General features: G+C 47.8%; 22 protein-coding genes. 7 read left to right on the forward strand and 15 right to left on the reverse strand.

What is annotated here, in order from left to right; translation table 11 throughout:
- Positions 1-4: 4 nt before the first annotated feature.
- The 12 genes from pknB to ACR0QN_RS01455 all read right to left on the reverse strand — a co-directional run bounded on the left by pknB (position 5) and on the right by ACR0QN_RS01455 (position 12,163).
- Positions 5-2,266, reverse strand: a complete 2,262-nt coding sequence (gene pknB / locus ACR0QN_RS01400) for a Stk1 family PASTA domain-containing Ser/Thr kinase (protein ID WP_432649395.1) — start codon at positions 2,264-2,266, stop codon at positions 5-7.
- A gap of 47 nt (positions 2,267-2,313) precedes the next feature.
- Positions 2,314-3,033, reverse strand: coding sequence for a Stp1/IreP family PP2C-type Ser/Thr phosphatase (locus tag ACR0QN_RS01405; RefSeq protein ID WP_432649396.1), 720 nt, complete (start codon positions 3,031-3,033; stop codon positions 2,314-2,316).
- Positions 3,034-3,065: 32 nt separating this feature from the next.
- Positions 3,066-4,100 carry a 23S rRNA (adenine(2503)-C(2))-methyltransferase RlmN gene (gene rlmN, locus ACR0QN_RS01410; protein WP_432649397.1) on the reverse strand — a complete coding sequence of 345 codons (1,035 nt, stop codon included), beginning with the start codon at positions 4,098-4,100 and terminating at the stop codon, positions 3,066-3,068.
- The gene (gene rsmB, locus ACR0QN_RS01415; protein WP_432649398.1) at positions 4,090-5,418 is read right to left on the reverse strand and encodes a 16S rRNA (cytosine(967)-C(5))-methyltransferase RsmB; all 1,329 of its coding nucleotides are present in this window, start codon (positions 5,416-5,418) and stop codon (positions 4,090-4,092) included. Before rsmB ends, rlmN begins: the two co-directional genes overlap by 11 nt.
- A gap of 21 nt (positions 5,419-5,439) precedes the next feature.
- A complete protein-coding gene (locus ACR0QN_RS01420; protein ID WP_432649399.1) occupies positions 5,440-6,120 on the reverse strand; it encodes a zinc metallopeptidase in 681 nt (226 codons plus the stop codon).
- 12 nt (positions 6,121-6,132) lie between these two features.
- Positions 6,133-7,050, reverse strand: a complete 918-nt coding sequence (fmt, locus tag ACR0QN_RS01425) for a methionyl-tRNA formyltransferase (RefSeq protein WP_432649400.1) — start codon at positions 7,048-7,050, stop codon at positions 6,133-6,135.
- 18 nt (positions 7,051-7,068) lie between these two features.
- Positions 7,069-7,602 carry a peptide deformylase gene (def, locus tag ACR0QN_RS01430; protein ID WP_432649401.1) on the reverse strand — a complete coding sequence of 178 codons (534 nt, stop codon included), beginning with the start codon at positions 7,600-7,602 and terminating at the stop codon, positions 7,069-7,071.
- A gap of 28 nt (positions 7,603-7,630) precedes the next feature.
- A complete protein-coding gene (gene priA / locus ACR0QN_RS01435; RefSeq protein ID WP_432649402.1) occupies positions 7,631-10,063 on the reverse strand; it encodes a replication restart helicase PriA in 2,433 nt (810 codons plus the stop codon).
- A 7-nt stretch (positions 10,064-10,070) separates the two neighbouring features.
- On the reverse strand, positions 10,071-10,301 hold the full coding sequence (locus ACR0QN_RS01440) for a DNA-directed RNA polymerase subunit omega (protein WP_432649403.1): 231 nt from the start codon (positions 10,299-10,301) through the stop codon (positions 10,071-10,073).
- A gap of 67 nt (positions 10,302-10,368) precedes the next feature.
- Positions 10,369-10,971: a guanylate kinase gene (gene gmk, locus ACR0QN_RS01445; RefSeq protein WP_432649404.1), complete on the reverse strand. Its 603-nt coding sequence runs from the start codon at positions 10,969-10,971 to the stop codon at positions 10,369-10,371.
- Positions 10,972-10,999: 28 nt separating this feature from the next.
- Positions 11,000-11,269, reverse strand: coding sequence for a DUF370 domain-containing protein (locus ACR0QN_RS01450; RefSeq protein WP_432649405.1), 270 nt, complete (start codon positions 11,267-11,269; stop codon positions 11,000-11,002).
- Between the two features lie 15 nt (positions 11,270-11,284).
- On the reverse strand, positions 11,285-12,163 hold the full coding sequence (locus ACR0QN_RS01455; protein WP_432649406.1) for a YicC/YloC family endoribonuclease: 879 nt from the start codon (positions 12,161-12,163) through the stop codon (positions 11,285-11,287).
- A gap of 289 nt (positions 12,164-12,452) precedes the next feature.
- Here ACR0QN_RS01455 and ACR0QN_RS01460 point away from each other — a divergent pair, with 289 nt between their 5' ends.
- From ACR0QN_RS01460 to ACR0QN_RS01470, 3 genes are read left to right on the forward strand one after another with little or no spacing between them, the layout of a single operon-like run.
- The gene (locus ACR0QN_RS01460; protein WP_432649407.1) at positions 12,453-14,378 is read left to right on the forward strand and encodes an NAD(+) synthase; all 1,926 of its coding nucleotides are present in this window, start codon (positions 12,453-12,455) and stop codon (positions 14,376-14,378) included.
- Between the two features lie 26 nt (positions 14,379-14,404).
- Positions 14,405-17,074 carry an ABC transporter permease gene (locus ACR0QN_RS01465; RefSeq protein ID WP_432649408.1) on the forward strand — a complete coding sequence of 890 codons (2,670 nt, stop codon included), beginning with the start codon at positions 14,405-14,407 and terminating at the stop codon, positions 17,072-17,074.
- A 56-nt stretch (positions 17,075-17,130) separates the two neighbouring features.
- On the forward strand, positions 17,131-17,409 hold the full coding sequence (locus ACR0QN_RS01470; protein ID WP_432649409.1) for a hypothetical protein: 279 nt from the start codon (positions 17,131-17,133) through the stop codon (positions 17,407-17,409).
- A 75-nt stretch (positions 17,410-17,484) separates the two neighbouring features.
- On the opposite strand, the gene ACR0QN_RS01475 is transcribed toward ACR0QN_RS01470, so the two are convergent.
- The 3 genes from ACR0QN_RS01475 to trkA are packed head-to-tail and all read right to left on the reverse strand — an operon-like array spanning position 17,485 to position 20,599.
- Positions 17,485-17,793 carry a DUF1294 domain-containing protein gene (locus ACR0QN_RS01475; RefSeq protein ID WP_432649463.1) on the reverse strand — a complete coding sequence of 103 codons (309 nt, stop codon included), beginning with the start codon at positions 17,791-17,793 and terminating at the stop codon, positions 17,485-17,487.
- Positions 17,793-19,226 carry a TrkH family potassium uptake protein gene (locus ACR0QN_RS01480; protein ID WP_432649410.1) on the reverse strand — a complete coding sequence of 478 codons (1,434 nt, stop codon included), beginning with the start codon at positions 19,224-19,226 and terminating at the stop codon, positions 17,793-17,795. Before ACR0QN_RS01480 ends, ACR0QN_RS01475 begins: the two co-directional genes overlap by 1 nt.
- An 11-nt stretch (positions 19,227-19,237) precedes the next feature.
- On the reverse strand, positions 19,238-20,599 hold the full coding sequence (gene trkA, locus ACR0QN_RS01485) for a Trk system potassium transporter TrkA (RefSeq protein WP_432649411.1): 1,362 nt from the start codon (positions 20,597-20,599) through the stop codon (positions 19,238-19,240).
- Positions 20,600-21,133: 534 nt separating this feature from the next.
- Here trkA and ACR0QN_RS01490 point away from each other — a divergent pair.
- From ACR0QN_RS01490 to ACR0QN_RS01505, 4 genes are all read left to right on the forward strand, one after another.
- Positions 21,134-22,075 (forward strand): L-lactate dehydrogenase, encoded by a 942-nt coding sequence (locus ACR0QN_RS01490; protein ID WP_432649412.1) that lies wholly within the window; start codon positions 21,134-21,136, stop codon positions 22,073-22,075.
- 134 nt (positions 22,076-22,209) lie between these two features.
- The gene (fumC, locus tag ACR0QN_RS01495) at positions 22,210-23,586 is read left to right on the forward strand and encodes a class II fumarate hydratase (protein WP_432649413.1); all 1,377 of its coding nucleotides are present in this window, start codon (positions 22,210-22,212) and stop codon (positions 23,584-23,586) included.
- 21 nt (positions 23,587-23,607) lie between these two features.
- The gene (locus ACR0QN_RS01500; protein ID WP_432649414.1) at positions 23,608-24,390 is read left to right on the forward strand and encodes a CoB--CoM heterodisulfide reductase iron-sulfur subunit B family protein; all 783 of its coding nucleotides are present in this window, start codon (positions 23,608-23,610) and stop codon (positions 24,388-24,390) included.
- A 12-nt stretch (positions 24,391-24,402) separates the two neighbouring features.
- Entirely contained in the window at positions 24,403-24,780 is a 378-nt protein-coding gene (locus ACR0QN_RS01505; RefSeq protein WP_432649415.1) for a 4Fe-4S dicluster domain-containing protein, read from the forward strand.
- Positions 24,781-24,794 lie beyond the last annotated feature (14 nt).

Here is a 24,794-nt window from a genome sequence, read left to right on the forward strand (position 1 = left end):
AAAATCAATAACTGTTAATAATGCTGTTCCACCAATCCTCGTAATCGTTGTTGTCGATGATATCGGCATCATTATAGGGATCGGAGAACGCTGTATTCTGTCCGCCCGGCTGATCGGGTACGGCAGGTGCCTGAGTCTCGGCAGGCTCGGGAACGCCGAACAGCGTTATAAGAACATTTTTATCAAATCTGACTTCCGAAACAGTCATTGTGTTGAAGTCAACATTGTATTCACCCAGAATTTCGGTATTGCCCTTGTCGTCTGCAACCTCCACAACGGTTTTCTGAGTATCGCTGCCCTCAACGGGAATGGAGATAGTGGAAACATATCCGATATTGTCGACCGAAATAGTTCCTGCCATATTTCCGCCTACATAAGCGTTGAATACAGCCTTGCCCTTTAAGCCGTCGGGAACTGCAAAGGTGATATTGACCTCCTGCTTGGGAGCCTTGCCGGAGCTGTAGGTAAGCACCACCGTCTGGTTGGGGCTTACGATATTGGACTGACCCTCAGAGTCAAGAGCGGGAATACTTTGTGCAATAACGGTATCTGCCGGCTCGGCGGAATCCTCCATCTGAAGCTGAACAGTAAAGCCCTGTGCCTCAAGCTTGGACTTGGCTGTGTCCTTGTTTTCGCCTACAAGATTAGGCATAATAACGTCATATATCTCAGGACCCAGGCTTACGTACATAATAACGGTAGAATCGATCTCCACCTCTGTATTTCTTTCAGGCTCTGTCTTGATAACGGTGTTCTTTTCAGCGTCGCTGTTCTGCATTACGATGCTTACTTTCAGCTTGTTTCCGTTTAACATACTCTCGGCAGTATTTGCTTCAAGAGAGTACACATTGGGAACGATGACCATCTGAGGTCCCTTGCTGACAATTGCCTTTACCTCCGTGCTTCCACGAACGATAGGCGCACCCTCCTTGGGAGTATGGGAAATGATATATCCCTTGGGTATCTCGGAATCATACTGCTCTCCGCCGACCACAAGAGTGAAGTACTCGGAATAGTAGGTCTTGCAGTACTGATACTCGTGACCCACCAGATTGACCATCGGCTCGGTTTTTTTATCGTCAACAAACGTATTCATAATAACAACGGTGATGAATACCATTGCAATAATGACTACCGCAGCTGCAATAGCCGTAAGAGCAACAACAAAGTAAGAGGACTTTGATACCTCGCCGTCGTCCTCGTCATCGTCGTCGTAATCGTCAATATCCTCGTTTTCGTAAACTTCCTCTTTGGATTTTTTAGGCTTCGTTTTTCTCACCTCGTCCTTATAGACCTTCTTCGGTGTTTCTTCCTTGAACCTGTGGGCAGGGGCGGAATTATTCTTTTCTCCCCCCGAGGCTTCGGGTCTTTGGAAATACTGAGTCTTTTCAGCGTCTCCCGATGATGTGTCAAGATAATTATATTCAAAGACAATGCTGGGATTTTGCTTGAACTCCTCAATGTCCTTTATCATTTCCGAAGCGGACTGATACCGCTTGGAAGCGTCTCTCTGCATTGCCCTCATAACAATGCTCTCAAGCCCCTCGGGAATGGTATTGTTTATGGCTCTGGGCGGCTTGGGATTATTCTGCATATGCATAAGCGCAACTGCTATAGGCGTATCTGCGTCAAAGGGCTTGACGCCCGTGAGCATTTCGTAGAGCATTACTCCGACGGAGTAAATATCGCTCTTTTCGTCGGTAACGTCTCCCCTTGCCTGCTCGGGACTGATGTAATGAACGCTGCCGATAGCCTTGTCGGAAATGGTCTTGCCCTCCTCACGGGCAAATCTCGCAATTCCGAAGTCCATGACCTTGATGGTGCCGTCGGGAAAAAGCATAATATTCTGAGGCTTGATGTCACGGTGAACGATTCCCCTGTCGTGAGCGTGCTGCAAAGCTCTCAGTATCTGAATGATGAAATGAACTGAATCCTTCCATTTCAGAACGCCCTGCTGCTCCATAAACTCCTTGAGAGTAATACCGTCAATGTACTCCATAACGATAAACTGTATGCGGTCGCTGAAGCCCACATCGTATATCCTCACGATATTGGGGTGACTGAGAACGGCGATAGCCTTTGATTCATTTCTGAACCGCCTTACAAAATCGTCATTGTCTGCAAATTCATTTTTCAGAATTTTAACGGCAACAGTTCTGTTTTCAACCAGATCCACAGCCTTGTAAACGTCCGCCATTCCGCCAATGCCGATAAGCTCGGTGATCTCATAGCGGCCGTCAAGCTTCTTGCCGATATTCTTATCCATCTGATCCACTCCGTTTGACCTCGGAAAATCCGATTATTATGGGAAATTTATCTTATAACAGCTGCGGTGATATTATCGCCGCCGCCATTGTCAAGCGCTGTCTGTACAAGAGCATTCGGAAGCTCCTCGGAAGACATATCCTTTGTCATTCTGAACATCAAGCCTTCGTCGCAGTAATTGGACAGACCGTCTGTGCATAGAATGACTGCGCCGTTCGGGGGAAGCTCGTTTTCAAAATAATCCGGCTCCACATTTTCGGCAACACCCACAGCACGGGTAATAACATTGCGCTTCGGGTGATTTTTCAGTTCTTCCTTTGTAATGTCCCCACGCTCGTAAAGGTTCATTACCATTGAATGGTCTCTGGTTATCTGTTTTATCTCGTGGGTAACAAGGTAAGCACGGGAATCCCCCACATTCACCGTATGTACAAGCCCGTTTCTCACAAGGGAGGCAACGCAGGTCGTGCCCATACCGTTCCATTCGGGAACAGCCGAGCCTAAATCGTAGACAACGGCGTTTGCGGTCTTGACAGCCGCAACAAGAAGATTTCTTATCTTGTTGCTGTCGTAATCGCTGCGATAGCTCTTAACGATACGCTCCTTTATGATGGCAACTGCCCTGCTGCTGGCTTCCCTGCCCGCATTTGAGCCGCCCATTCCGTCGCACACCACAGCAAACACAGCGTCCTCAAGCAGCGCAAAATCCACGCTGTCCTGATTTTCGGAGCGTCCGTGCCCGATATCGGTGTGAGTATAAACCATCATATTGTCTCAGTCCTTTCAAGAGGCATCGCTGCCTATATTTCATATTCCCGTCTGAGCTGACCGCAGGCAGCGTTTATATCTGCGCCAAGCGTTCTTCTGACGGTAACGTTCATTCCAAGCCTTTCAAGGCGTTTTGAAAACTGTTCCACAGACCTTCTGTCTGCGCTGTAGCTTCTTTCCTTGATCTTATTGACAGGGATAAGATTTATGTGACAATTCATACCCCTTAGGAGCCGTGCCAGAGCCTCGGCGTCCTCGGGAGAATCATTCACGCCGCTTATCACGGCGTATTCAAAGGAAATGCGTCTGCCTGTTTCCTTTATATACTCCCTGCAGGCGGCGATAAGCTCGTTTATATCCCAGGAGCGGTTCACAGGCATTATCTCGCTCCTGCGCTTGTTGTCCGCAGAGTGGAGCGATACCGACAGAGTAAGCCCTGTTTTAAGCTTTGCCAGATCGTTAATTCTCGGGACAATGCCGCAGGTGGAAAGGGACACGTGTCTGAGGCTCATATTCCGACCCTTGGGTGAACTGAGCAGCTCCAGAAACCTTATCACGTTATTATAATTATCCAGCGGCTCACCTATGCCCATCAGCACAAGGCTGTCAACGTGCCGTCCGCTGTCCTTTTCCGCAAGGTAGATCTGCATAAGCATTTCGGAGGGCGTAAGATTTCTTCTGAACCCTGCGATAGTGGAAGCGCAGAAATTGCAGCCCATTTTGCAGCCCACCTGTGTGGAAATGCATATGCTGTTTCCGTGCTTGTAATCCATTAAAACAGACTCAATGTGATTGCCGTCTTCAAGCTCATAAAGATATTTTATCGTATTATCTACACAAGATTCAAGTCTTTTGACGATATTTAGTCGATTTATATAAAATTTTTCAGATAATTTTGTGCGAAGTTCCAATGAAATATTAGACATTTCTGAAAAATCGGTAACTTTTTTTATATGAAGCCAGTTAAATATCTGCTCGGCACGGAATTTTTTCTCGCCCATAGAGTCAAGCTCTATTATGATCTCGTCTAACGAGAGAGATAAAATATCAAGCTTTTCAGTCTCCACGAGAGCCACCCTTTCTTAAACGGCAGATGAAAAAACCGTCTCCGCCGAAATCCTTTGCAAAAACTGCGGTCATATATTTTCCCTTGAAAAAGCCACCCATTTCCTCTGGAAAATTTTCTCCCGAAAAATCCTTATGCTTCTCAAGAAAAGCCTCGACCACACGCTCGTTTTCATTTATATTCACCGTACAGGTTGAATAGACAAGCAGACCGCCCTCTTTAACGTGATCCGCAGCAGCAGTAAGTATCTCCAGCTGCACCCTCGGGAGTCCGTCAGCGTCGGATAAGGGCTTGTAGCGTATCTCTGGTTTTCCCCTGATAACGCCGTAGCCGCTGCAGGGAACATCGCAGAGGACTCTGTCCGCAATGGGCAGCTGGGGGTTATGTACCCTTGCGTCATTGGTCATTGTTTCAACAATGTGAAGCCCAAGGCGCTCCGCACCCTGTCTGATAAGCCCCGTCCGCTTCTCGTGAAGCTCGCAGGCAATTATCCTACCCTTGTTGCCCATCATTTCCGCCATAGTAAAGGTCTTTCCCCCGGGTGCGGCGCAAAGGTCAATGACCGTCTCCCCCGGTTCGGGATCAACCGCCTTGCAGCAAAGCTGAGAGGAATAATCTTGAGCGTGGTAATTGCCCTTAATAAAATCCTCGTCCTTTTCCACATCACGAAGATTTTCGCAAATGACCGTATTTTCGTCAAGACCGCTTACATATGCCTTAACGCTCCTTCCCGAAAGGCTTTCCGCAAGAGCAGCACCGCTTGTTTTAAGAGTATTGACCCTCAGTGTGCAGATCGACGGCAGAAGAGCATTCTCCAGAAGTGAGCGTGTATTTTCCTCGCCGTAGCCCTCGCATATTCGTCTGATAAGCTCCTCGGGGCAGGAATACTCCACAGACATTTTCTTATATTTGTCACCCTTTACCTCGGGAAGCTTCTTTCCGTCTCTGATAATGCTCCGCAGAACAGCGTTCACCATTCCCGAAGCCGAAGCCTTTTTCAGCTTCTTTACAAGCTCCACCGACTCGCTGACAGCTGCGTTATCGGGAACATTGTCCATATACAGAAGCTGATATGCGCCCATCATCAGAGCGATGCGAACCTGCTTGTCCAGCTTGCTTATAGGCTTTGATACGTATGCGGAAAGCAGATGCTCGAGGGTGATACGCCTTTCGGTAACGCCGTAAAACAGCCTTGCCGCAAACGCCTTGTCCCGCTCGGAAAGAGAGCTGTCCCTGAAAGCGCTGTCAAGGGCAATATTTGAATATGCGCTGCCCTCTACTCTTTCAATGAGCTTATAAGCGGCAAGCCTTGCGGACATAGTATCACTCCCGAAATAAAATTATCTTCTCCGTCTGCCGGAAATAAGCAGCAGACGAACAAGGCTCAGAAAAGCTGTTATCATAGCGGCAACATAGGTCATAGCTGCCGCAGTAAGGACTTTCTTTGCGTCTCTCAGTTCATCGTCCTCAAGGAAATGAGACGAGCGAAGGGATCTTATTGCCCTGCCGCTTGCGTCAAATTCAACGGGAAGAGTTACCGCCTGAAAAAGCACCACAGCGCAGAAAAGAAGTATGCCGACAGTAATAAGAAAATCCCAGGAGAAAACAAGTCCCAGAAGAACAAGCGGAGTTGACAGGCTTGAACCGAATTGTGTAATAGGGATAATTGCGTTTCTCATCTTGATGGGAGCATATCCCGTTGCATACTGAACAGCGTGACCTGCCTCGTGAGCCGCAACACCCACAGCCGCAACGGTGGCGCTGCCGTAAACATCATCGGAAAGCCTTATTACATTGGCTCTCGGGTCGTAATGGTCGGTAAGGCTGCCGCTTATGCGCTCTATCCTTACATTTGTAAGACCGTTCCTGTCGAGTATCTCACGTGCAGCGTCCGCTCCCGTAAGACCTCTGCTGTTTTTTTCCTTGCTGTACTTTGAAAAAGTGGATTTGACCATAAGCTGGGCAACAAGACTGAATATTATTGCAGGGATAAGGATAATAATTGTGCTGTCCCAATACATAGCAAACTCTCCTTAAAGCTTATTTCCTCTCAGGTAATCGGCTGTTTTCATTCTCTTTCCGCCCTCTGCCTGCACCTCGGTAAAGGTAATGCCGAAGCCGTCGCCGCAGATAACGGTGAATTTATCCTTGTCACATATCTCCCCCGCAGAGCCGCTGTGATGTACTCCGTCAAGTTCGCTGCGGTAAATTTTAAGCCGTCTGCCTGCGATCTCGGCAACAGCGCAGGGCCAGGAGGAAAGGCCTCTTATCTGATCGTGTATCTCCTGTGCAGACTTTGAAAAATCAATGGGGCAAAGCTCCTTAGTAAGTCTCGGAGCATAATTTGAAAGGCTGTCGTCCTGCTTTTCGGGGTGAACATCTCCCGACTTTATGGCACTCACCGTATCAAGCAGCACCTTTGCCCCAAGCTCGGAAAGTCTGTCGTGAAGCTCGTCGGCAGTTTCGTTCTCGCCTATCTCAAGGGTGGCTTTCAGAAGCATATCTCCCGTGTCGATACCGTCAGCCATTATCATAGAGGTAACGCCCGTGACCTTCTCGCCGTTTAAAATGCACCATTGTATAGGTCCTGCGCCACGGTATTTGGGAAGCAGCGAAGCGTGGATATTTATGCAGTAGGTCTTGGGAAGATCAAGCACCCTTCTTGTAAGTATCTGACCGTAAGCCACAACCACGATAAGGTCGGGAGCAAGCTCTTTAAGCAGCTCATAGGACTTATCTGCTTCCTCGCCCTTTTTCATACTCACAGGCTGATAAACGGGGATATTCTTTGAAACGGCATATTCCTTCACAGGAGGCGGAGCCAGCTTGTATCCTCTGCCCTTGGGCTTGTCGGGCTGAGTGAATACCGCCTTAACATTCTCGCCGCTCTCCACGAGAGCTTTAAGGCAGGGAACCGCAAAATCGGGCGTTCCCATAAATACAATATCCATTTTGATACCTCACGAAGTTTATTTCTGATTTTTTGCCCTGACCTTTATCTTCTTTCTTCTGCTTCTGTTTTCCGAAACGTCCTCGGGACGTACAAATTCCTCAACAACGTCAACGAAAAGCTGACCGTCAAGATGAGCGTTCTCGTGGCATACACACTGTGCGCCAAGGTCGTCGAAGCTTTCCTCGAACCATTCGCCGTTTCTGTCCTGAGCCTTCAGAACAACGTGCTTCGGGCGGGTAACATATCCCCACTTGTCGGGGCAGGAAAGGCAGCCTTCCATAACACGCTGCTTTCCGCTCTGCTCCTTTATCTCGGGGTTTATGGCTTCAATGCGGCGCACCTGCTTAGTTTCGGGGTCTTCAAGGTGCATAATGAAAAGCCGTCTGCACATTCCCACCTGGGGTCCTGCCAGTCCCACGCCCTCAGCCTTGTCAAGGGTCTCGTGCATATCGTCAAGAAGAATGTGAAGCTTCTCGTCAAACTTCTCAACGGGTCTGCATTTTTTTCTGAGTATGGGGTCGCCGTCAATATATATATTGCGAAGTGCCATTGCAATTATTCCTTTCCTTATTAGTTATTTAAAGCGAAATATCGCCGTTCATATCAAGGTATACCGATATTCCTCTGAATTCGGGGAGCCGTGCAGTCTCCGTCCTCACACCGCTTATAAAGCTTCTAAACTGTGAATTGTTTCGGCATTTGATGATTATCCTGTATCTGAATTTTCCGTTTATCTTTTCAAAAACGCATTTTGAGGGTCCGAGAACACGAACGGGCATTTTTTCGGGAATGTTTTTTATCCCCTCTGCAATTTTTTCGGCGAAAATATCTGCCGCCGCTCCCGTTTTTTTGTCGTCCTCACCCGAAAATCCCACAGCGCAGATATCGCAGAAGGGCGGATATATGAGCGCACGGCGCATTGCTATCTCCTGCTCGTAAAATGCGGTGTAATTCTGCTGGGCGGCAAGATTTATGACATAATGGTCGGGGGCAAAGGTCTGTATCAAAGCACGTCCCCTTGAATTTCCCCGTCCGCTTCTTCCCACTACCTGTGTGATAAGGGAAAAGGTGCGTTCATAGCTTCGGAAATCCCCCGAATAAAGAGATTTATCCGCATTCAGCACGCCCACCAGCGTTACATTCGGGAAATCAAGTCCCTTGGCTATCATCTGAGTGCCCACCATTATGTCATATTCGCCGTTGCCGAAAGCCGTAAAGCGCTTGTCATAGGCATATCTTGAATATGTGGTGTCAGCGTCCATTCTGAGTATCCTTGCGCCGGGGAAAAATTCTGCAAGCTCGTCCTCAAGGCGCTGTGTACCCATTCCCGAAAGTTTGAGCTTAGTGCTTCCGCATTTGGGACATTTGTCCGTATAATCCTGACTATATCCGCAGTAGTGGCATATCAGGCGGTTGTTCACCTTGTGATATGTAAGAGGTATGCTGCAATTGGGGCAGGCTAAAGGTTCTCGGCACTCGGAGCAGGTTATGAAGGTGTGATAGCCTCGGCGGTTAAGGAGAAGTATAGACTGCTCCCCTCTTGACAGATTATCGTTTATGCCGCTTACAAGCTCCTCGCTGAGCACGCGTCCGCTGCCTGTCATATCAATTATCTCAGCCCTTGGCATTGCCGCTTTAACACTTGGGTCGGGGCTGTATCTATCGGGCATAACAAAAAGCTTTGTCCTGCCCTTCTCGGCGCTGTAATAGCTTTCTATTGAAGGTGTGGCAGAAGCGGTGAGCAGCAGGGCGTTATGATAAAGACATCTCTGCGCCGCTGCGTCCTTTGCGTGATATCTTGGGCTTGACTCGGATTTATAGGTGCGCTCCCCCTCCTCGTCCATAATGATGAGACCGATATTGTCGAGAGGAGCGAAAACTGCGCTTCTTGTGCCCACAACTATCCTGCACTGTCCCGATTTTACACGCTTATACTCATTTGAGCGCATAGAAAGGGACAAGCCGCTGTGAAGCACCGCCACAGTTTCACCGAAAAGTCTGCGGAAGCGGTTTAATGTCTGTGGGGTCAGAGATATTTCGGGAATGAGCATTATCACATTCCTGCCCATACGGAGAGTATGGTCGATAAGCTTTGCAAAAACGGGAGTCTTGCCGCTTCCCGTAACGCCGAAAAGCAGCGCCGCCGCCGCTTTTTTCTCGGATATCATCTGCGAGATACCGTCAAAAGCCGCCTGCTGACTGCCGTTTAGCACAATATCGTCAACGCTGTCCCGTTCTATGGTTTCGGGAGCTTTAAGCACCTCGTAATCGAAAAGCTCGGCGGCTCCGCTCTTCACCATATTTTTTACCACCTGGGAAGTACAGCCGCACATATAGCAAAGCTCTCTTACCGAAGCACAGCCCTCTCTCTCAAGTATCTCAGCCGCTGCCTTCTGCTTGGGAGTGAGCTTTATGTTTTTCTCCGAATAATGGTCGGTGAGCCTTACCATACTTACAGTATCATCTCTCACCCTCTGCTTTGCAAGGTCGATCTCCTCAAGAAAGCCCTTTTCAATAAGCTCCGAAGCGGATTTTCCGTCCTCGGATATCATCACAGCAAGCTCGCCGCCGTCATCGGTCTCCGAGGCTGAAAGATACAGCCCCATAGCCTTGTCAGACAGCTCGCCCTTTTTAGGCTTTTTCGGGGAAAGCCTGTATTTCTGAGTAAAGCTTACGCCCAGTCCCGGAGGAATAAGTGTGCGGAATGCCTCATAATATGTGCAGAACACAGTATCTCTGAGCCACAGAAGCAGCTTCAGCTGTTCATCTCCGATGATGGGGGTATTATCCACCACAGAGCTTACAGCCTTTAATCCCTCCACATTCTCCGTATCGGTGCACACACCCACAATAATGCCCACCCTGCGCCTGTCCGAGCGGCCAAAGGGTACAATGACCCGTGAGCCAGGAACAGCCTTGTCCGCAAGGTTATCGGGAACGCTGTAGCTGTATGCCTGATCGAAGGCGAAGGAAGTGCCGCTTACGCCCACCTGAACAGATAAACCGTTCACTTTATTATCAATATGTTCCCTCGGTGGACTTGCCGGGCTTTACGGAAGGATCCTCCACAATGGAAAATTTTCTTGCCGCAAACTCGTCCACAGCAGTCTTGACAGGCTTTTCCTCAAGAGTCATATTCTTCTCGGCAAGCTCGTCCGCAATTTCTCTCGCACGCTTTGCAACGCCGATAACAACGGAATAATAGCTTTCGCCGTGAGTAGCGATCTGATTCATAGCTGGTCTTAACATAATCAAAATCTCCTTTTAAAAACATATTATATTATTATACCATACATTTATGAAAAATGCAACTGTTTTATTTTCCGAGGACATTATCAATGAGCTGCCTTGAACGTCTGACGGTGAGCTTCTCGGCTTCAACGACCTTGATAAAATCGCTTACCGCCTCGTTCAGATCGTCATTAACGATAACATAGTCGTAATTATACGCCTTTTCTATCTCGCCCCTTGCCTCGGAAACACGCTTTTCAATGACCTCGGCGGTCTCAGTTCCACGCTTTTCAAGGCGCTGCTTCAGAGTATCCACAGAGGGGGGAAGAATGAAGATGAATACCGCTTCGGGGCAGGCTTCCTTTATCTTCATAGCCCCCTGCACCTCTATCTCAAGGATAACATCTCTGCCCTCGCAGAGCTTGTCCTCCACGGCCTTCTTTGGTGTGCCGTAATAATTGCCGCAGTACTGCGCATACTCGAGAACGCCGCCTGTAGCAATAAGCTCCTCAAATTTTTCCTTTGTGAGGAAATGATAATTCACTCCGTCCACCTCGCCCTCTCTGGGTGCACGGGTGGTAGCGGAAACGGAATAATAGAAATTATCGTTTTTTAAGACCTCCGCAAGGACAGTTCCTTTTCCGCAGCCCGAGGGAGCGGAAACAACGATAAGAAGTCCCTTTGACATATTTTAACATTCCTTTCGGGTGATTTTTTTATTCTGTATCTGTGTCATTCCCATCATCATCGGGAACGGTCTCTGCCCGTCCTGCAATTGAGGAGGGAAGAACGGCGGATAAAACCACGTGATCGCTGTCCATAATAAGCACCGATTTGGTTTTTCTGCCGTAGGTGGCGTCAATTAGCATACCTCTGTCACGCGCGTCCTGCACGATACGCTTGATGGGTGCGGACTCGGGGCTTACCACAGCCACCAGCCGCTCTGCGGAGACTGCGTTTCCGTATCCGATGGGAATAAGCTGCATAGCTTTCTCTCCTTATTATTCGATATTCTGTATCTGTTCCCTTATCTTTTCAATTTCGGATTTAAGATCGACCACTATCTTTGTAACAGCGATATCCTGTGCCTTGGAGCCGATGGTGTTTGCTTCACGGTTGAACTCCTGAATGAGGAAATCAAGCTTTCTGCCCACAGGCTCGTTAAGAGAAAGCATATCCCTCAGCTGTCGGATATGGCTTTTGAGTCTTACGGTCTCTTCTGCAACGGCGGTCTTGTCCGCAAATATGGCAGCCTCGGTAACAAGCCGCTGCTCGTCTATATTCTTGTCCGCAAGCACCTCGCATAAACGGGCATAAAGCTTGTTGCGGTAATTCTCAGCAGAAATAGGTGAAAGACTTTCAACCTCGTCCACAAGCCTTTCAATTATGTCGGCACGTTCGAGAACGTCCTCCTTCATTTTAAGTCCCTCGGTCTCACGCATAGCGATAAACCTTGAAACTGCCTCGTCTGCAACGGTCCTGACGCTGTTCCAGATAAGCTCCTCGTCATCTGCCGCCTTTCTGACGGTAAACACATCGGGCAGCCTTACAAGCTGGGAAAGGGTAAGGTCATCTTCAAGACCCAGCTCCTCGCCAACGCTGCGGAGAGCGTCCACATAGCCCTTTGCCACCGCTTTGTTTATCTCGATCTGAGTGTCCGCCGCTTCAATGGCGGTGATGGAAACGCTTACCTCCACCTTGCCTCTGGATATCCTGCCGTTAAGATAGCTTTTAAGTTTTTCCTCGATGTAGCCGTAAGCTCTGGGAACTCTTGCGGAAAACTCGTAGTAGCGGTGATTTACCGAGCGAATTTCCACAATGATGTCTCTGCCCTCAATGATCTCCTCGGCTCTGCCGAAACCTGTCATACTTTTTATCATAAAAATCTCCTTAATGCGCTGCGGTAAAGCGACCCACAGCGCCTTGTTTTACTCGAAACGGCAAAATCCTCCGCACATTGCGTATGCTTTGCCATAGCTTATTATATTATACCATACTCTCCCATATAAATCAAGCTTTTGATACCAATTATTCATAAAAACATTACAAATCAGCAATACATTTAATTGCTCTCTGAGTTAAAATTAAAATGTGTAATTATATTTATAAACATATGTACAAAATTACTGTTTTAAAAATAGTCTGATATACGAAAGGACGCTTATTATTATGAAGGACGGATTTATAAGATGCGGCTGTGCAGTGCCTGACCTTAAAGTGGCTGACTGCGAATATAACGCCGAACAGATAATAAATGCTGTAAAGGAAGCCGCCGCTAACGACTGCTCCCTGCTCACCCTCCCCGAGCTTTGCATTACGGGCTACACCTGCGGCGACCTGTTTTTGTCAAAAACTCTTACGGAAGGCGCAGAAAAGGCTCTGCTGCATATTCTTGAGGAGACCAAAGACCTTGAGATAATTTTTATCGTCGGTCTGCCATTGTCTCATTCGGGCAAGCTTTATAACTGTGCCGCTGTGTGCTTAAAGGGCCGTGTGCTGGGATTTGTTCCCAAAAGAAATATACCCAATTACTCCGAATTTTACGAGGCAAGGCATTTTACTCCTTGGGACGGCAGGGACAGCGCTGCCGCTATCCGGCGTTTCAATGCTCCTATGGGCGAAATGTTATTCGGCAGCTTTGATGACCCCGACTTTGTTTTCGGAGTTGAGATATGCGAGGATCTGTGGGTGCCAAGTTCTCCATCGGAAGAACTTGCCGTAAACGGCGCACTTATTATCTGCAACCCCTCTGCTTCGGACGAGGTCATAGGCAAAAAAGAATACCGCCGCAAGCTGGTTGAAATGCAGAGCGCAAAGCTTGTATGCGGATATGTCTACACCGACTGCGGCTTCGGGGAGTCAACACAGGATATGATATTCTCCGGTCACAGTCTTATCTGCGAAAACGGCAGCCGTCTTTGTGAAAGCAAGCCATTTACAAGCGGCATAATTTACGGCGATATCGACCTTGAAAAGCTCTCGGGCGAGCGCCGCCGTATGAACACCTATCCGCAGGCGCCCGAAAATAATTGTCTTAGTGAACGCATTATGTATTTCAATCTGAACACTCCCGATATTAAGCTGTGCAGGAAGTTTGCGCCTATGCCCTTCGTTCCCGCCGACAGAAACGACCTTGTCGCACGCTGCGAGGAGATACTCACAATGCAGGCAACAGGTCTTGCCACAAGGCTCAGACACATTCACGGAAAGACCGCCGTTATCGGTCTGTCGGGGGGGCTTGACTCCACTCTTGCCCTTATCGTCACAGTTCACGCATTCGATATGCTGTCTCTGGACAGAAAGGGAATTATTGCCGTTACAATGCCCTGCTTCGGCACCACAAAGCGCACAAAGAGCAATGCACTTACTCTTGCGGAAGCCTATGGCGCTTCTATCAGGGAGATAGACATTTCCGCCTCCGTCCGTCAGCATTTTAAGGACATCGGTCAGAGCGAGGACGTTCACGATGTTTCCTACGAAAACGGACAGGCAAGAGAGCGCACGCAGGTAATTATGGATATTGCCAATATGACAGGCGGCATCGTTATCGGAACGGGAGACCTTTCCGAGCTTGCTCTGGGCTGGGCTACCTACAACGGCGATCATATGTCGATGTACGGAGTAAACTGCTCCATTCCCAAAACTCTTGTACGCCACCTTGTTTCCTATGAGGCTGAAAGGGTCTCGGGAGAGCTTTCGGCTGTCCTTAAAGACATTCTCGATACCCCCGTATCGCCCGAGCTTCTCCCTCCTGCCGAGGACGGCACCATTTCTCAGAAAACAGAGGATATCGTAGGTCCCTACGAGCTTCACGACTTTTTCCTTTACTATATGGTACGCTGCGGATTTTCACCTAAAAAGATATTCCGCATTGCAAAAATCGCATTTGAAGGTACCTATCCCGATGATGTTATCCTCAAGTGGCTGAAAATTTTTGTAAGAAGATTTTTTGCCCAGCAGTTCAAGCGCTCCTGTCTCCCCGACGGTCCAAAGGTCGGTTCTGTTACCCTTTCTCCACGAGGCGACTGGAGAATGCCCTCGGACGCTTCCGCCGCACTTTGGCAAAAGGAGCTTGAGGATATCAAACTAAACTGATACCGTCCTGAAAGGAAATCTGATATATGAAACTGAGAGAAATTTCCCTGCGCTATCTGCGGGGTCAGAAAAAACACACAATAATGACGATCATTGCCATAATCACCGCCACCGCTTTTATGACGGTAATGCTTGCTGCCGTATCGGTCTACCGTGCCGCCTCCCTGAATGTCTGCAGGGAGACGAACGGTACATATCACGTGGTCTTTAACGGTCTTGACAAGGATCAGCTTGTTTCGGTGCGGAGTATGGATATATTTGAGGAAACGCAGATCTACAGCGTTTCCTCCTATACAAGCAGCACCGATGTGGATTACGGTCAGATGAAATCACAGGACGCTCAGATAGAATATCTCGTTTTAAACGGAGCTCCTGTTGACGATGTTTTCCTGCGCTTTAAGGCAGGAGAGCTTACAATGCTGCCGAGCAGTATGAACAGCGTTTTTGAGGGCAGACTGCCCGAAAAGGACGGCGAGATAGTTCTCAGCGCAAAAAGCGCCTATATGTGGGGATATCCCGAGATCGGCGATACCGTTACCGCAGAGCTTGTGACCTGCAAGGCAAAAACAGGCACATCACAAAGCTATGATAATGTTCCCGAATGTCTGTCGGAAGCTTTTGACATAGCGGACGTTTCTGAAATAAGCTTTACGGTCGTAGGCTTTTCCGAAGAAAGCAACATTGTCGATTATTCGGATACACGTCTCAGATCCTACTCATATCTTACAGATAATGTCCTTGCACGCTTCTCCGATAAGGCAAACGACCTTTACTGGGATATGCATTATGCTTTCCGGGACGCAGGCTATGAGATAGACGATTTCAGCTACGGTATGAATCAGGAGCTTTTAGACCTTGAGGGCAAGGGCGTTACGGCAAAATTCTCTCAGGCGATATTCTTCGCTCTGGTTTATCTTGTTGTAATTTTCCTTATGTTCTGCGTAAGAATGGTCATCGACAACTCCTTTGAGCTGTCCTCAAAGGAAAGGATAAAGCAGTTCGGACTTCTCAAAGCGGTGGGCGCTTCGGGAAAACAGGTATTCGCAATGGTGGTTTGGGAAGCGATATATCTTGCGGTTCCCGGAGTTATTGTGGGAATACTGCTGGGAACAGGCTGTGCCGCAGGACTTTTCACCATAGTTAAAAATCTGCCGTATCTGAGCGACAGCAGCACGGCATTCAATATGAGAGATATGCTTATCTTTGAGCTGAAGCCTTATGTATTCATCTCATCAGCGCTTATCGGCATACTCTGGGTGGTAGTCTCCGCCGTTTCTACGGGTATGCGCTCTATAAGATCCTCTCCCGTGGACGCTATGAACGCCGCAGGAAAAAATGAAAAGATAAGAATACCAAAACACCCCTCGGGACTTGAAAAGGGCAGGAGCTTTATCGGAGCATATTCCTCACTCAGCATAAAGCGCAGCAAAAAAAGATATATCATAACTATGGTATCAATGATAATGAGCATCATTCTCTTTACCACATTCTCCTATGGCGCTGAGCTTGCAAATAACAAGATCACAACAGAATTTGAGGAAAACAGGGTGCCCAATGATTTTTCGGTCCGGACCTATTCCCTCTCGCCCTCGGACATTCACGGAAATACTCAGAAAATGATATCCTCGGGATATTTTGAAAATGTTCAGTATGACTGCGTTCTGAAATTCTATATGGACAATGAGACTCTGAACATTCTTCCCGGAACTAAAGCATACGAGGACGGCGGACTTCCTTTCGGTATCCACCCCGTCAGCCGTGAGACATTTGAAAAATACATCACCGCCGACAGCGGCATTACCTATGACGAGCTTGAGCAGTCGGGAGCAATACTTATCGACCCTGTTATGAAAGACAAGAGCGGAATGGAACTTTACCGCATTGTTGATAATGACAGTCTGCCCGGAAGCCTTACCTCCGGTCCGTTTATCGACAGTATGGTATTTTTCCTTGATCCTGTGACCATTGAAACGGCAGGAACATATTCAACAGACCTTCGCACATATTTCTCCTGCGACGGGATGTGTCTGGCGATAATGGCTGAAGCTCCCTATGAACAGCTTGTCTCTTACATTGGCATTGACAGCTCCTCCGCTCAGATCGAATACAACGGGGGAAAATATACTCTGTTCTCAAGAACGATCTATGCAGACGCTGCTGCGGGTATGGAAACAGAAGCAAGGAATTTCCTTAACAGAAATTACTACAACAGCTTTACCGACAACGCCGCAGATATGTCACGATCGGTCTCAACCCTCGGGATCGTCAAGACTGTGGGATATTTCGCAGTATTTATCATTGCCCTGATAGCCGCTGTAAATATCGTTAATATCATTTCGGCAAACGTTCTCGGAAGGACATCGGAGTTTGCAATGCTCAGAGCCTGCGGAATGTCCGACAAGCAGCTTCATAAGCTCGTATTATCAGAAAGCCTTATTTATGCGGCTCTGGCAAGCTTCTCCTCACTCCTCGTTGTGGAAGCGGCGGTACTTGTTATACAGATACCCTTCAAGACCCATTTCCACGATCTGGAAATGGAAGATATGGGATTTACGCTGTCTGCCGCCGCACCTCTCAAATACATTCTCATTGCCGCAGCAGTTTCCTTTGTTATCGCAGCCGCCGCCTCTTTTGTTCCTGCAAAGCGGATAATAAGATCGCCCATTGTGGAGAATATCAGAAATACGGAAAATTAAGAATATCGTCCTATCAGATATTTTAGTAAATGACTGTTCACAAAGGTGGATTTTTTATGCCGGAAGAGTTAATGCTGCTTATTCAAACAGGAAGGTTACCTTGCTGTAAAGAAGCCGCTCAAATCATTGAAAATGAATTGAAAAAAGGCAATACGATCGAGTCATTCGGCAATGTCGGGTCATTGCCCGATGAAACCTATTATGTTGTCTTTTTTTCGGAAAGTCCAAAAGGTAATTATTCCAATACCCTAACAAGAACTCGTAAGGGCGGGGAATACAAAGTAATATGTTTGAGCGGATCCGGCGGAGCTATAGAAATATTGTTTAGATTATAACAATGCTTCATTGAGATAACTTTGTAAAATAAAATCAGCCTGAGAAGAAATCATAAATCTTCTCAGGCTGATTTTTTATATCACGAACTTTATCAAAATAAAGCACACCAAAGCGGTCTGAACGAGAATTATCAGAGGCAGACCTATCATAAACCGCTTGTGAAGGGTTTTGTGATGGATAATTCTCATTGTTATGTACATTGCCGCCCCGCCGCCCAGGAGTGCGGCACAGAAAAGCTTTTTCTCGGGTATCCGTCTGCCGCCCTTTACCGCAAGGCGTTTGTCCGAGCAGGTTATTGCTGCCGAATAAAAGCTTATCGAAAGAAAATATACAAGCAGCAGAAGCCATATCCACCTGTTTTCCGAAAGCATTTCCCACCTCATCACTTTTTCCAGGTTGCCCTTGAAAACAGCAGGAGCATCGGGAAAAGCTCCAGTCTGCCCGCAAGCATATCAAAGATAAGCACAAGCTTTGATATAGGCGAAAAGAAGCCGAAATTCTGTGTGGGTCCCACAAGCTCAAGTCCCGGACCGATATTATTTACGGCTGCGCTTACTGCGGTAAAGTTGGTGATAAGGTCGTGACCGTCAACGGAAATGACCAGAGCCGATGCCATAAACAAAAGCACGTAGCAGACCATATAGCTGTTTACCGAGCGGACTATCTCGTGCTCAATAGGCTTTGAATCAACGGTTATCTTTTTGAGCTGCTTGGGGTGTATCATAACCTCCAGCTCCTTGGCAAGACCCTTTACAAGAATGATTATTCTTGTGACCTTGATACCGCCGCCCGTACTTCCCGCACAGCCGCCCACAAGCATAAGCAGGACTATTATGGTGCGTGAAAGCTCGGGCCAGAGGTCGAAATCCACCGTTGAAAAGCCTGTGGTGGAAATTATAGAGGCTACGGTAAAGCTTACGTGCCTGAGTGCTTCTCCGATACTGTCAAAAAGTCCTCTCACGTTTAATGTGATTATCACAATTGCCGACAGCACAATGGTCAGAAATACTCTGACCTCTTTATTGAACGCCTCTTTCAGCTTGCTTGAAATAATAAAATAATAAGAGCTGAAATTGATGGCAAACATTATCATAAAGACAGTTACCACTATCTGGATATAAGGCGAGTAACTGCCGAGGCTGTCGTTTTTAATTCCGAAGCCGCCCGTTCCTGCGGTGGCAAGAGATGTATTAAGAGCCTCGAAAACGTTCATTCCTCCGAAAAGCAGAAGAACGAACTCCGTAAGGGTCAGCACGAAATAAATGGAATATAGAATAAGTGCGGTTGTCTTGACCTTGGGCACAAGCTTGCTTACAGATGGACCCGGGCTTTCCGCTTTCATTATGTGGATATTCTGTCCGCCGCTGAGGGGGATAAACGCCATTATGAAAACGAGGACACCCATTCCGCCTACCCAATGAGTAAAGCTGCGCCACATAAGCATTGCCTTGGGCATACTTTCCACCTCGGAAAGTATGCTGGCGCCTGTGGTGGTAAAGCCTGAAACAGTCTCGAAAAGGGCGTCGATGAAATTAGGTATGGCTCCCGAAAAGAAAAAGGGCAGCGCTCCGAAAATACTGAGAACTATCCAGCTCATTGACACGATAACAAAGCCCTCACGGGAATACAGCTCCGTATTTTTCGGCTTTTTTAAAATTAGCAGTCCCCCCACAGCAAGGCACACCGCCATTGAAAGAAGTATCGCCGTTATGCAGCTTTCACCATACACCGCAGCAGTCACAAGGGGGATAAGCAGAAAAAGCGTTTCAAAAACAAGTATCCACCCAAGTATATATTTTATCATCCGGAAATTCATATGTCCCCCGATTATCCTTTCTTCAGCACGTCGGTGATGTCGTGGAGAGCCATTATCTCAGACACGATAACAACTGCGTCCCCCGGCATAAAAACATCGTGACCTCTGGGAATGATGACCTTTCTGTCTCGGAGAATGGCTGCCACAAGAACGTTTTTCTTGAATTTAAGCTCGCTGAGAGGTATTCCCACGATGGGCGATCTTTCACGGACTATAAACTCCGCCGCCTCCACCTTGTCCTTGATAACGCTGTAAAGCGTTTCTACATTGCTGCCGATGGTGTTTTTCATTGCTCGGACGTAGCGCACGATGCTCTCGGCGGTAAGGTGCTTGGGGTAGATTATAGTGTCAAGGTCAAGCTGATTTACCACATCGTCAAAGTCGATACGGTTTATTTTAGTAATGAGCTTGCACTTGCTCTTGTTTTTGGCAAAAAGTGACAGCAGGATATTTTCCTCGTCAAGATTGGTAAGCGCCACGAAGCCGTCCGCATTTTCAAGTCCTTCTTCAAGAAGGATCTCCTGGTCAACTGCGTCTCCGTTGATGACCGTAACGTCGGGAAGGGTGGTGCACATTTCCTCGCAGGTCTTCATATCCTTTTCGATGACCTTTACGGCAATGTCAGAGCGAAGAAGGATATCCGCAAGATAATGGGTTATTTCTCCGCCGCCCACTATCATAACATCTCTTACCGAACGCATTTTATACTTTATCTTATTAAAGAAATCATTTGCCTTTCGGGGAGACGCAACCACTGAAATAACATCCTTTTCACGGAAAACAAAATCACCGTTTGCGATATATGCCTCGCCGTCACGCTCGATTGTACAGATAAGCACGTCGCATTTGAGCCTTGCAATGACCTCCTTGACTGCCATATTAACGATAGGGCTGCCCTCGGGGAGACGGAATTTTATAAGTTCCACCCTGCCCTTGGCAAAGGTGTCTATCTTTATTGCAGAGGGAAAGCGCAGGATACGGGCTATCTCCGCCGCAGAAGCGTACTCGGGATTTATTATCATTGCAAGTCCCAGCTCGTCCTTCAAAAAGTTTGCTTCCGAGCTGTACTGGGGATTTCGCACACGGGCGATGGTCTGGCAGTTGCCCTCTTTTTTGGCGATAAGGCAGCACAGAAGATTTAATTCGTCCGAGCCTGTTACGGCGATAAGCAGGTCGGCTTTTTCAATGCCCGCTTCCTGCTGGATAAGGTGGGTGGCGCCGTTTCCCACGACCCCCATAATGTCGTGACGGCTGATGACCTCGTTTACTTTTGCGGCGCTCAGGTCAATGACCGTAATATTGTTTCCGTCGTTGTTGAGCTGCACCGCAAGAGTCTGTCCGACCTTGCCGCAGCCCACGATGATTATATCCATAAAGCAGCTCCTTTTTGCGCTTTAAATTCTGTAATGAACTTCTACGGTACATTTTATACCATTCGGGAAGAATTGTCAAGTATATGGCAAAAAGAGATGTGAAAAAGGTGTGAAGAAAATCGGTAAAATCATTACAGCGAAAAATTTGTTTATTCTGTCAATTGACATTCAGAAACCTTTGTGCTATAATAAATCTGTAATTCTTTTAACAAATGCTGTCTGACTCCCAAGGCAAGGGGGAATATAGCCATATTTTTGTATGATATCATTATTTTGCGTAACGAAAAAGAGTTTAAATTGTTAAATGTGCCACAGTCTGCTATGTAGTTTGTTAAATTTTTGACAAGTGCATATTTTATGAGCAAATTCTCTTGATTTTTCTTCGCAAGTGTGATAGAATATATTTAACGAGAAAATTCTGTCTTTTTGTCTGAAATTATGATGATATGGGACAGGATCTTCGCAAAATGATGGTATGCGAACGCAATTTTCGCCTCGCACAAAAAAATACTCACAGAAAGCGGGAAATGATTTATGAGCAACAAAGTCACTATTATCGGCGCAGGCAGCGTCGGCTCCACAATTGCCTATACTATGGTCGTAGACGGCATAGCTTCCGAGATCGTTCTTGTTGATATCAACGAAAACAAGGCTCTCGGCGAGGCTATGGATATCGTTCAGGGTGTGCCCTTCTGCTCACCTTGTTCCATTTATGCAGGCAGCTATGAGGACGCCAAGGATTCTGACGTTGTTATCCTCACCTCAGGCGTGGCAAGAAAGCCCGGTCAGTCTCGTCTCGAGCTTGCTCAGACAAACGTTAACATCACCAAGTCCATTATCCCCCAGATCGTTAAATACGCTCCAAACGCTATTTATATCATCGTAAGCAATCCTATCGACATACTCACATATCAGTTCCACAAGACCTCAGGCATTCCCGCTAACCACATAATCGGTTCGGGTACAACTCTCGACACCTCCCGTCTCCGCACAGGTCTTGCCGAGACCTTCAATATCAGCCAGCAGAACGTTCACGCTTACGTTTTCGGCGAGCACGGCGACTCCTCTTTCGTTCCCTGGTCCCTCGCTAATGTTTCCAGCATTCCCATCGACCAGTATATCGCTTGTCTCCCCGAGGACAGACGTCCTGTTGTGGACTATGCCGCTATTGAGGAATATGCAAGAAAGTCCGGCGGAAAGATCATTGCAAACAAGGGCGCTACCTTCTATGCTATCGCTATTTCCGTATGTCATATCTGCAAGTGCCTGTTCAGCGGAATAGACACTAACCTTACAGTTTCCACTATGATGAACGGCGAATACGGCATCAGCGACGTTTGTCTCAGCACACTTTCCGTTGTGGGCAGAGACGGTGTTGAAAGCAAGCTGAACGTTCCCCTCACTGACGAGGAGATCGCTAAGCTCAGACACAGCGCTGATTGCCTCAAGGACGTTATCAAGAACCTGGATTTCTGATATAGTCTGTAACTTAACAGGCGGCAGTCTGAAAATAACTGCCGCCGTAAGTTATGTATACAGCTATGAAGGCTGTATACGATTTCGTTTCAATTTGTTTAAAATTTATCTTTACATAAAGGAGTACATAACCAATGGAATACCGTATCGAACACGATTCTATGGGTGAAGTCAAGGTTCCTGCCGACAAGTACTGGGCTGCTCAGACCGAGAGAAGCCACGAGAACTTCCTTATCGGCGTTGGTATCGAAACTATGCCCAGAGAGATCACCAAGGCTTTCGGTTATCTGAAAAAGGCGGCTGCTATGGCTAACCACGCTCTGAAGCCCGAAAAAATGACCGACGAAAAGCTTTCGGCTATCTCCAAGGCCTGCGACGAGGTCATCAGCGGAAGTCTGAACGACCACTTCCCTCTCGTTGTATGGCAGACAGGAAGCGGCACTCAGTCCAATATGAACGCCAACGAGGTAATTGCCAACCGTGGCAATGAGATCGCAGGCAGCAAGCTGCTTCACCCCAATGACGACATCAATATGAGCCAGTCCTCCAACGACACATTCCCTACAGCAATGCACATCTCCGCTGTTATTGCTATTGAGGACAAGGTAATTCCCGCTGTAGACGAGCTTATCGCTACTTTCAAGCGCCTTGAGGAAGAAAATCAGGGCATCGTCAAGAGCGGAAGAACTCATCTTCAGGACGCTACTCCCATTGCTTTCTCCCAGGAGATAAGCGGCTGGCGTTCCTCCCTTGAAAAGGACAAGAAGCTTCTTGAGATAGCTCTCCCCGAGCTTAAAGAACTGGCTCTCGGCGGTACCGCCGTTGGAACGGGTCTTAACACTCCCAAGGGCTTTGATGTTAAGGTTGCAGAGGCTGTTTCCCAGCTTACAGGCAAGGATTTCAAGACTGCTCCCAACAAGTTCCACGCTCTTACCAGCAAGGACGAGATCGTATTCGCTCATGGCGCTCTCAAGGCTCTCGCTGCCGATATGATGAAGATCGCTAATGACGTAAGATGGCTTGCCAGCGGTCCCAGAGACGGTCTCGGCGAGATTACCATTCCCGAGAACGAGCCCGGCTCCTCCATTATGCCCGGCAAGGTAAATCCCACTCAGTGCGAGCAGGTTACTATGGTCGCTGTTCAGGTAATGGGCAACGATGTGGCTGTTGGTATGGCTGCAAGCCAGGGTAATTTTGAGCTTAACGTATTTATGCCCGTATGCGCTTACAACTTCCTCCAGTCCGCAAGACTTCTTGCCGAGTCCATCACCTCCTTCAACAAGAACTGCGCTGTAGGAATCAAGGCTAACAAGGAAAAGATGCACCACAATCTCCACAACTCCCTTATGCTCGTTACTGCTCTCAACCCCTACATCGGCTATGAGAATGCGGCTAAGACTGCCAAGAAGGCGTTCAAGGACAACATTTTCCTCAAGGAAGCCTGCGTAGAGCTTGGTTTCCTTACTGCTGAAAAATTTGACGAGGTGTTCCACCCCGAGCAGATGATATAATTTAATGAAAGGATAAAAGCTATGATTTACAGTTACTATCCGGGCTGCACTCTGAAAAACAAGGCTAAGGACCTTGACAGATATGCCCGTCTTTCCGCACAGGCGCTGGGCTTCACGCTTGAGGAAATCGAAAACTGGCAGTGCTGCGGCGGCGTTTATCCGATGGCAAAGGACGAGATCGCTACAAAGCTTTCCTCGGTAAGAGCCCTTGCCGACGCCAAGGCACACGGCAGAGACCTTGTTACTCTCTGCTCCGCCTGCCACAATGTTCTCAAGCAGGTGAACAACGATATGCTCACCGACGAGGACATCTGCACCAGAGCAAACAACTACCTGAAGCTTGACGAGGAATATCACGGCGAGACCAAGGTCATTCATTTCCTTGAAGTTCTTCGTGATGTTGTGGGATTTGACAAGCTCAAAGAGAAAGTCGTTAATCCCCTTACAGGCAAGAAGATAGGCGCTTATTACGGCTGCCTGCTCCTCCGTCCCGGCAAGGTTATGCAGATGGACGACCCCGAAAATCCCAAGATAATGGAAGATTTTATCCGTGCTATCGGCGCTGAGCCTGTTATCTATCCTATGAGAAACGAGTGCTGCGGCGGATATGTTGCTCTTGAGGACAAGGACGCTGCTGCAAAGAGAAGAAACGCTGTTGCTTCAAGCGCTGCAGGCTTCGAGGCTGAGATGATGGTCACTGCCTGTCCTCTCTGTATGTACAACTTAAAGAAGAACGACAGCAGCGTTCCCGTTTACTACTTTACCGAGCTGCTTGCTGAAGCTCTCGGCGTAAAAGATAACTAAGGAGGCAGGAAGATGGATAAAAAAGAAGAAATTCTCCGCATAAGCGGCGTCAATGTACGCAAGTGTATGCGCTGCGGCAAATGCTCCGGCACCTGTCCTTCCTATGACGAGATGGAATATCATCCTCATCAGTTCGTTTATATGGTAGAGTCCGGTGATATTGAGCCTCTGTTAAAGAGTGAGTCTCTTTACAAGTGCCTTTCCTGCTTTGCCTGCGTCGAAAGATGTCCGAGAGGCGTTGAGCCTGCTAAGGTAGTTGAGGCTGTTCGTCTCGCTGCCATAAGACAGAAGGGCAACAATCACCTCAAGGCAGAAATGGTTCCCGAGCTTTTAGACGATGAAACTCCTCAGCAGCTTCTCGTCAGCGCATTCCGTAAATTCAGTAAGTAAGGAGGAGAAAAATC

The organism is Huintestinicola sp. (assembly GCF_050874005.1).
In the GTDB taxonomy this organism is placed as follows: Bacteria; Bacillota; Clostridia; order Oscillospirales; family Ruminococcaceae; genus Huintestinicola.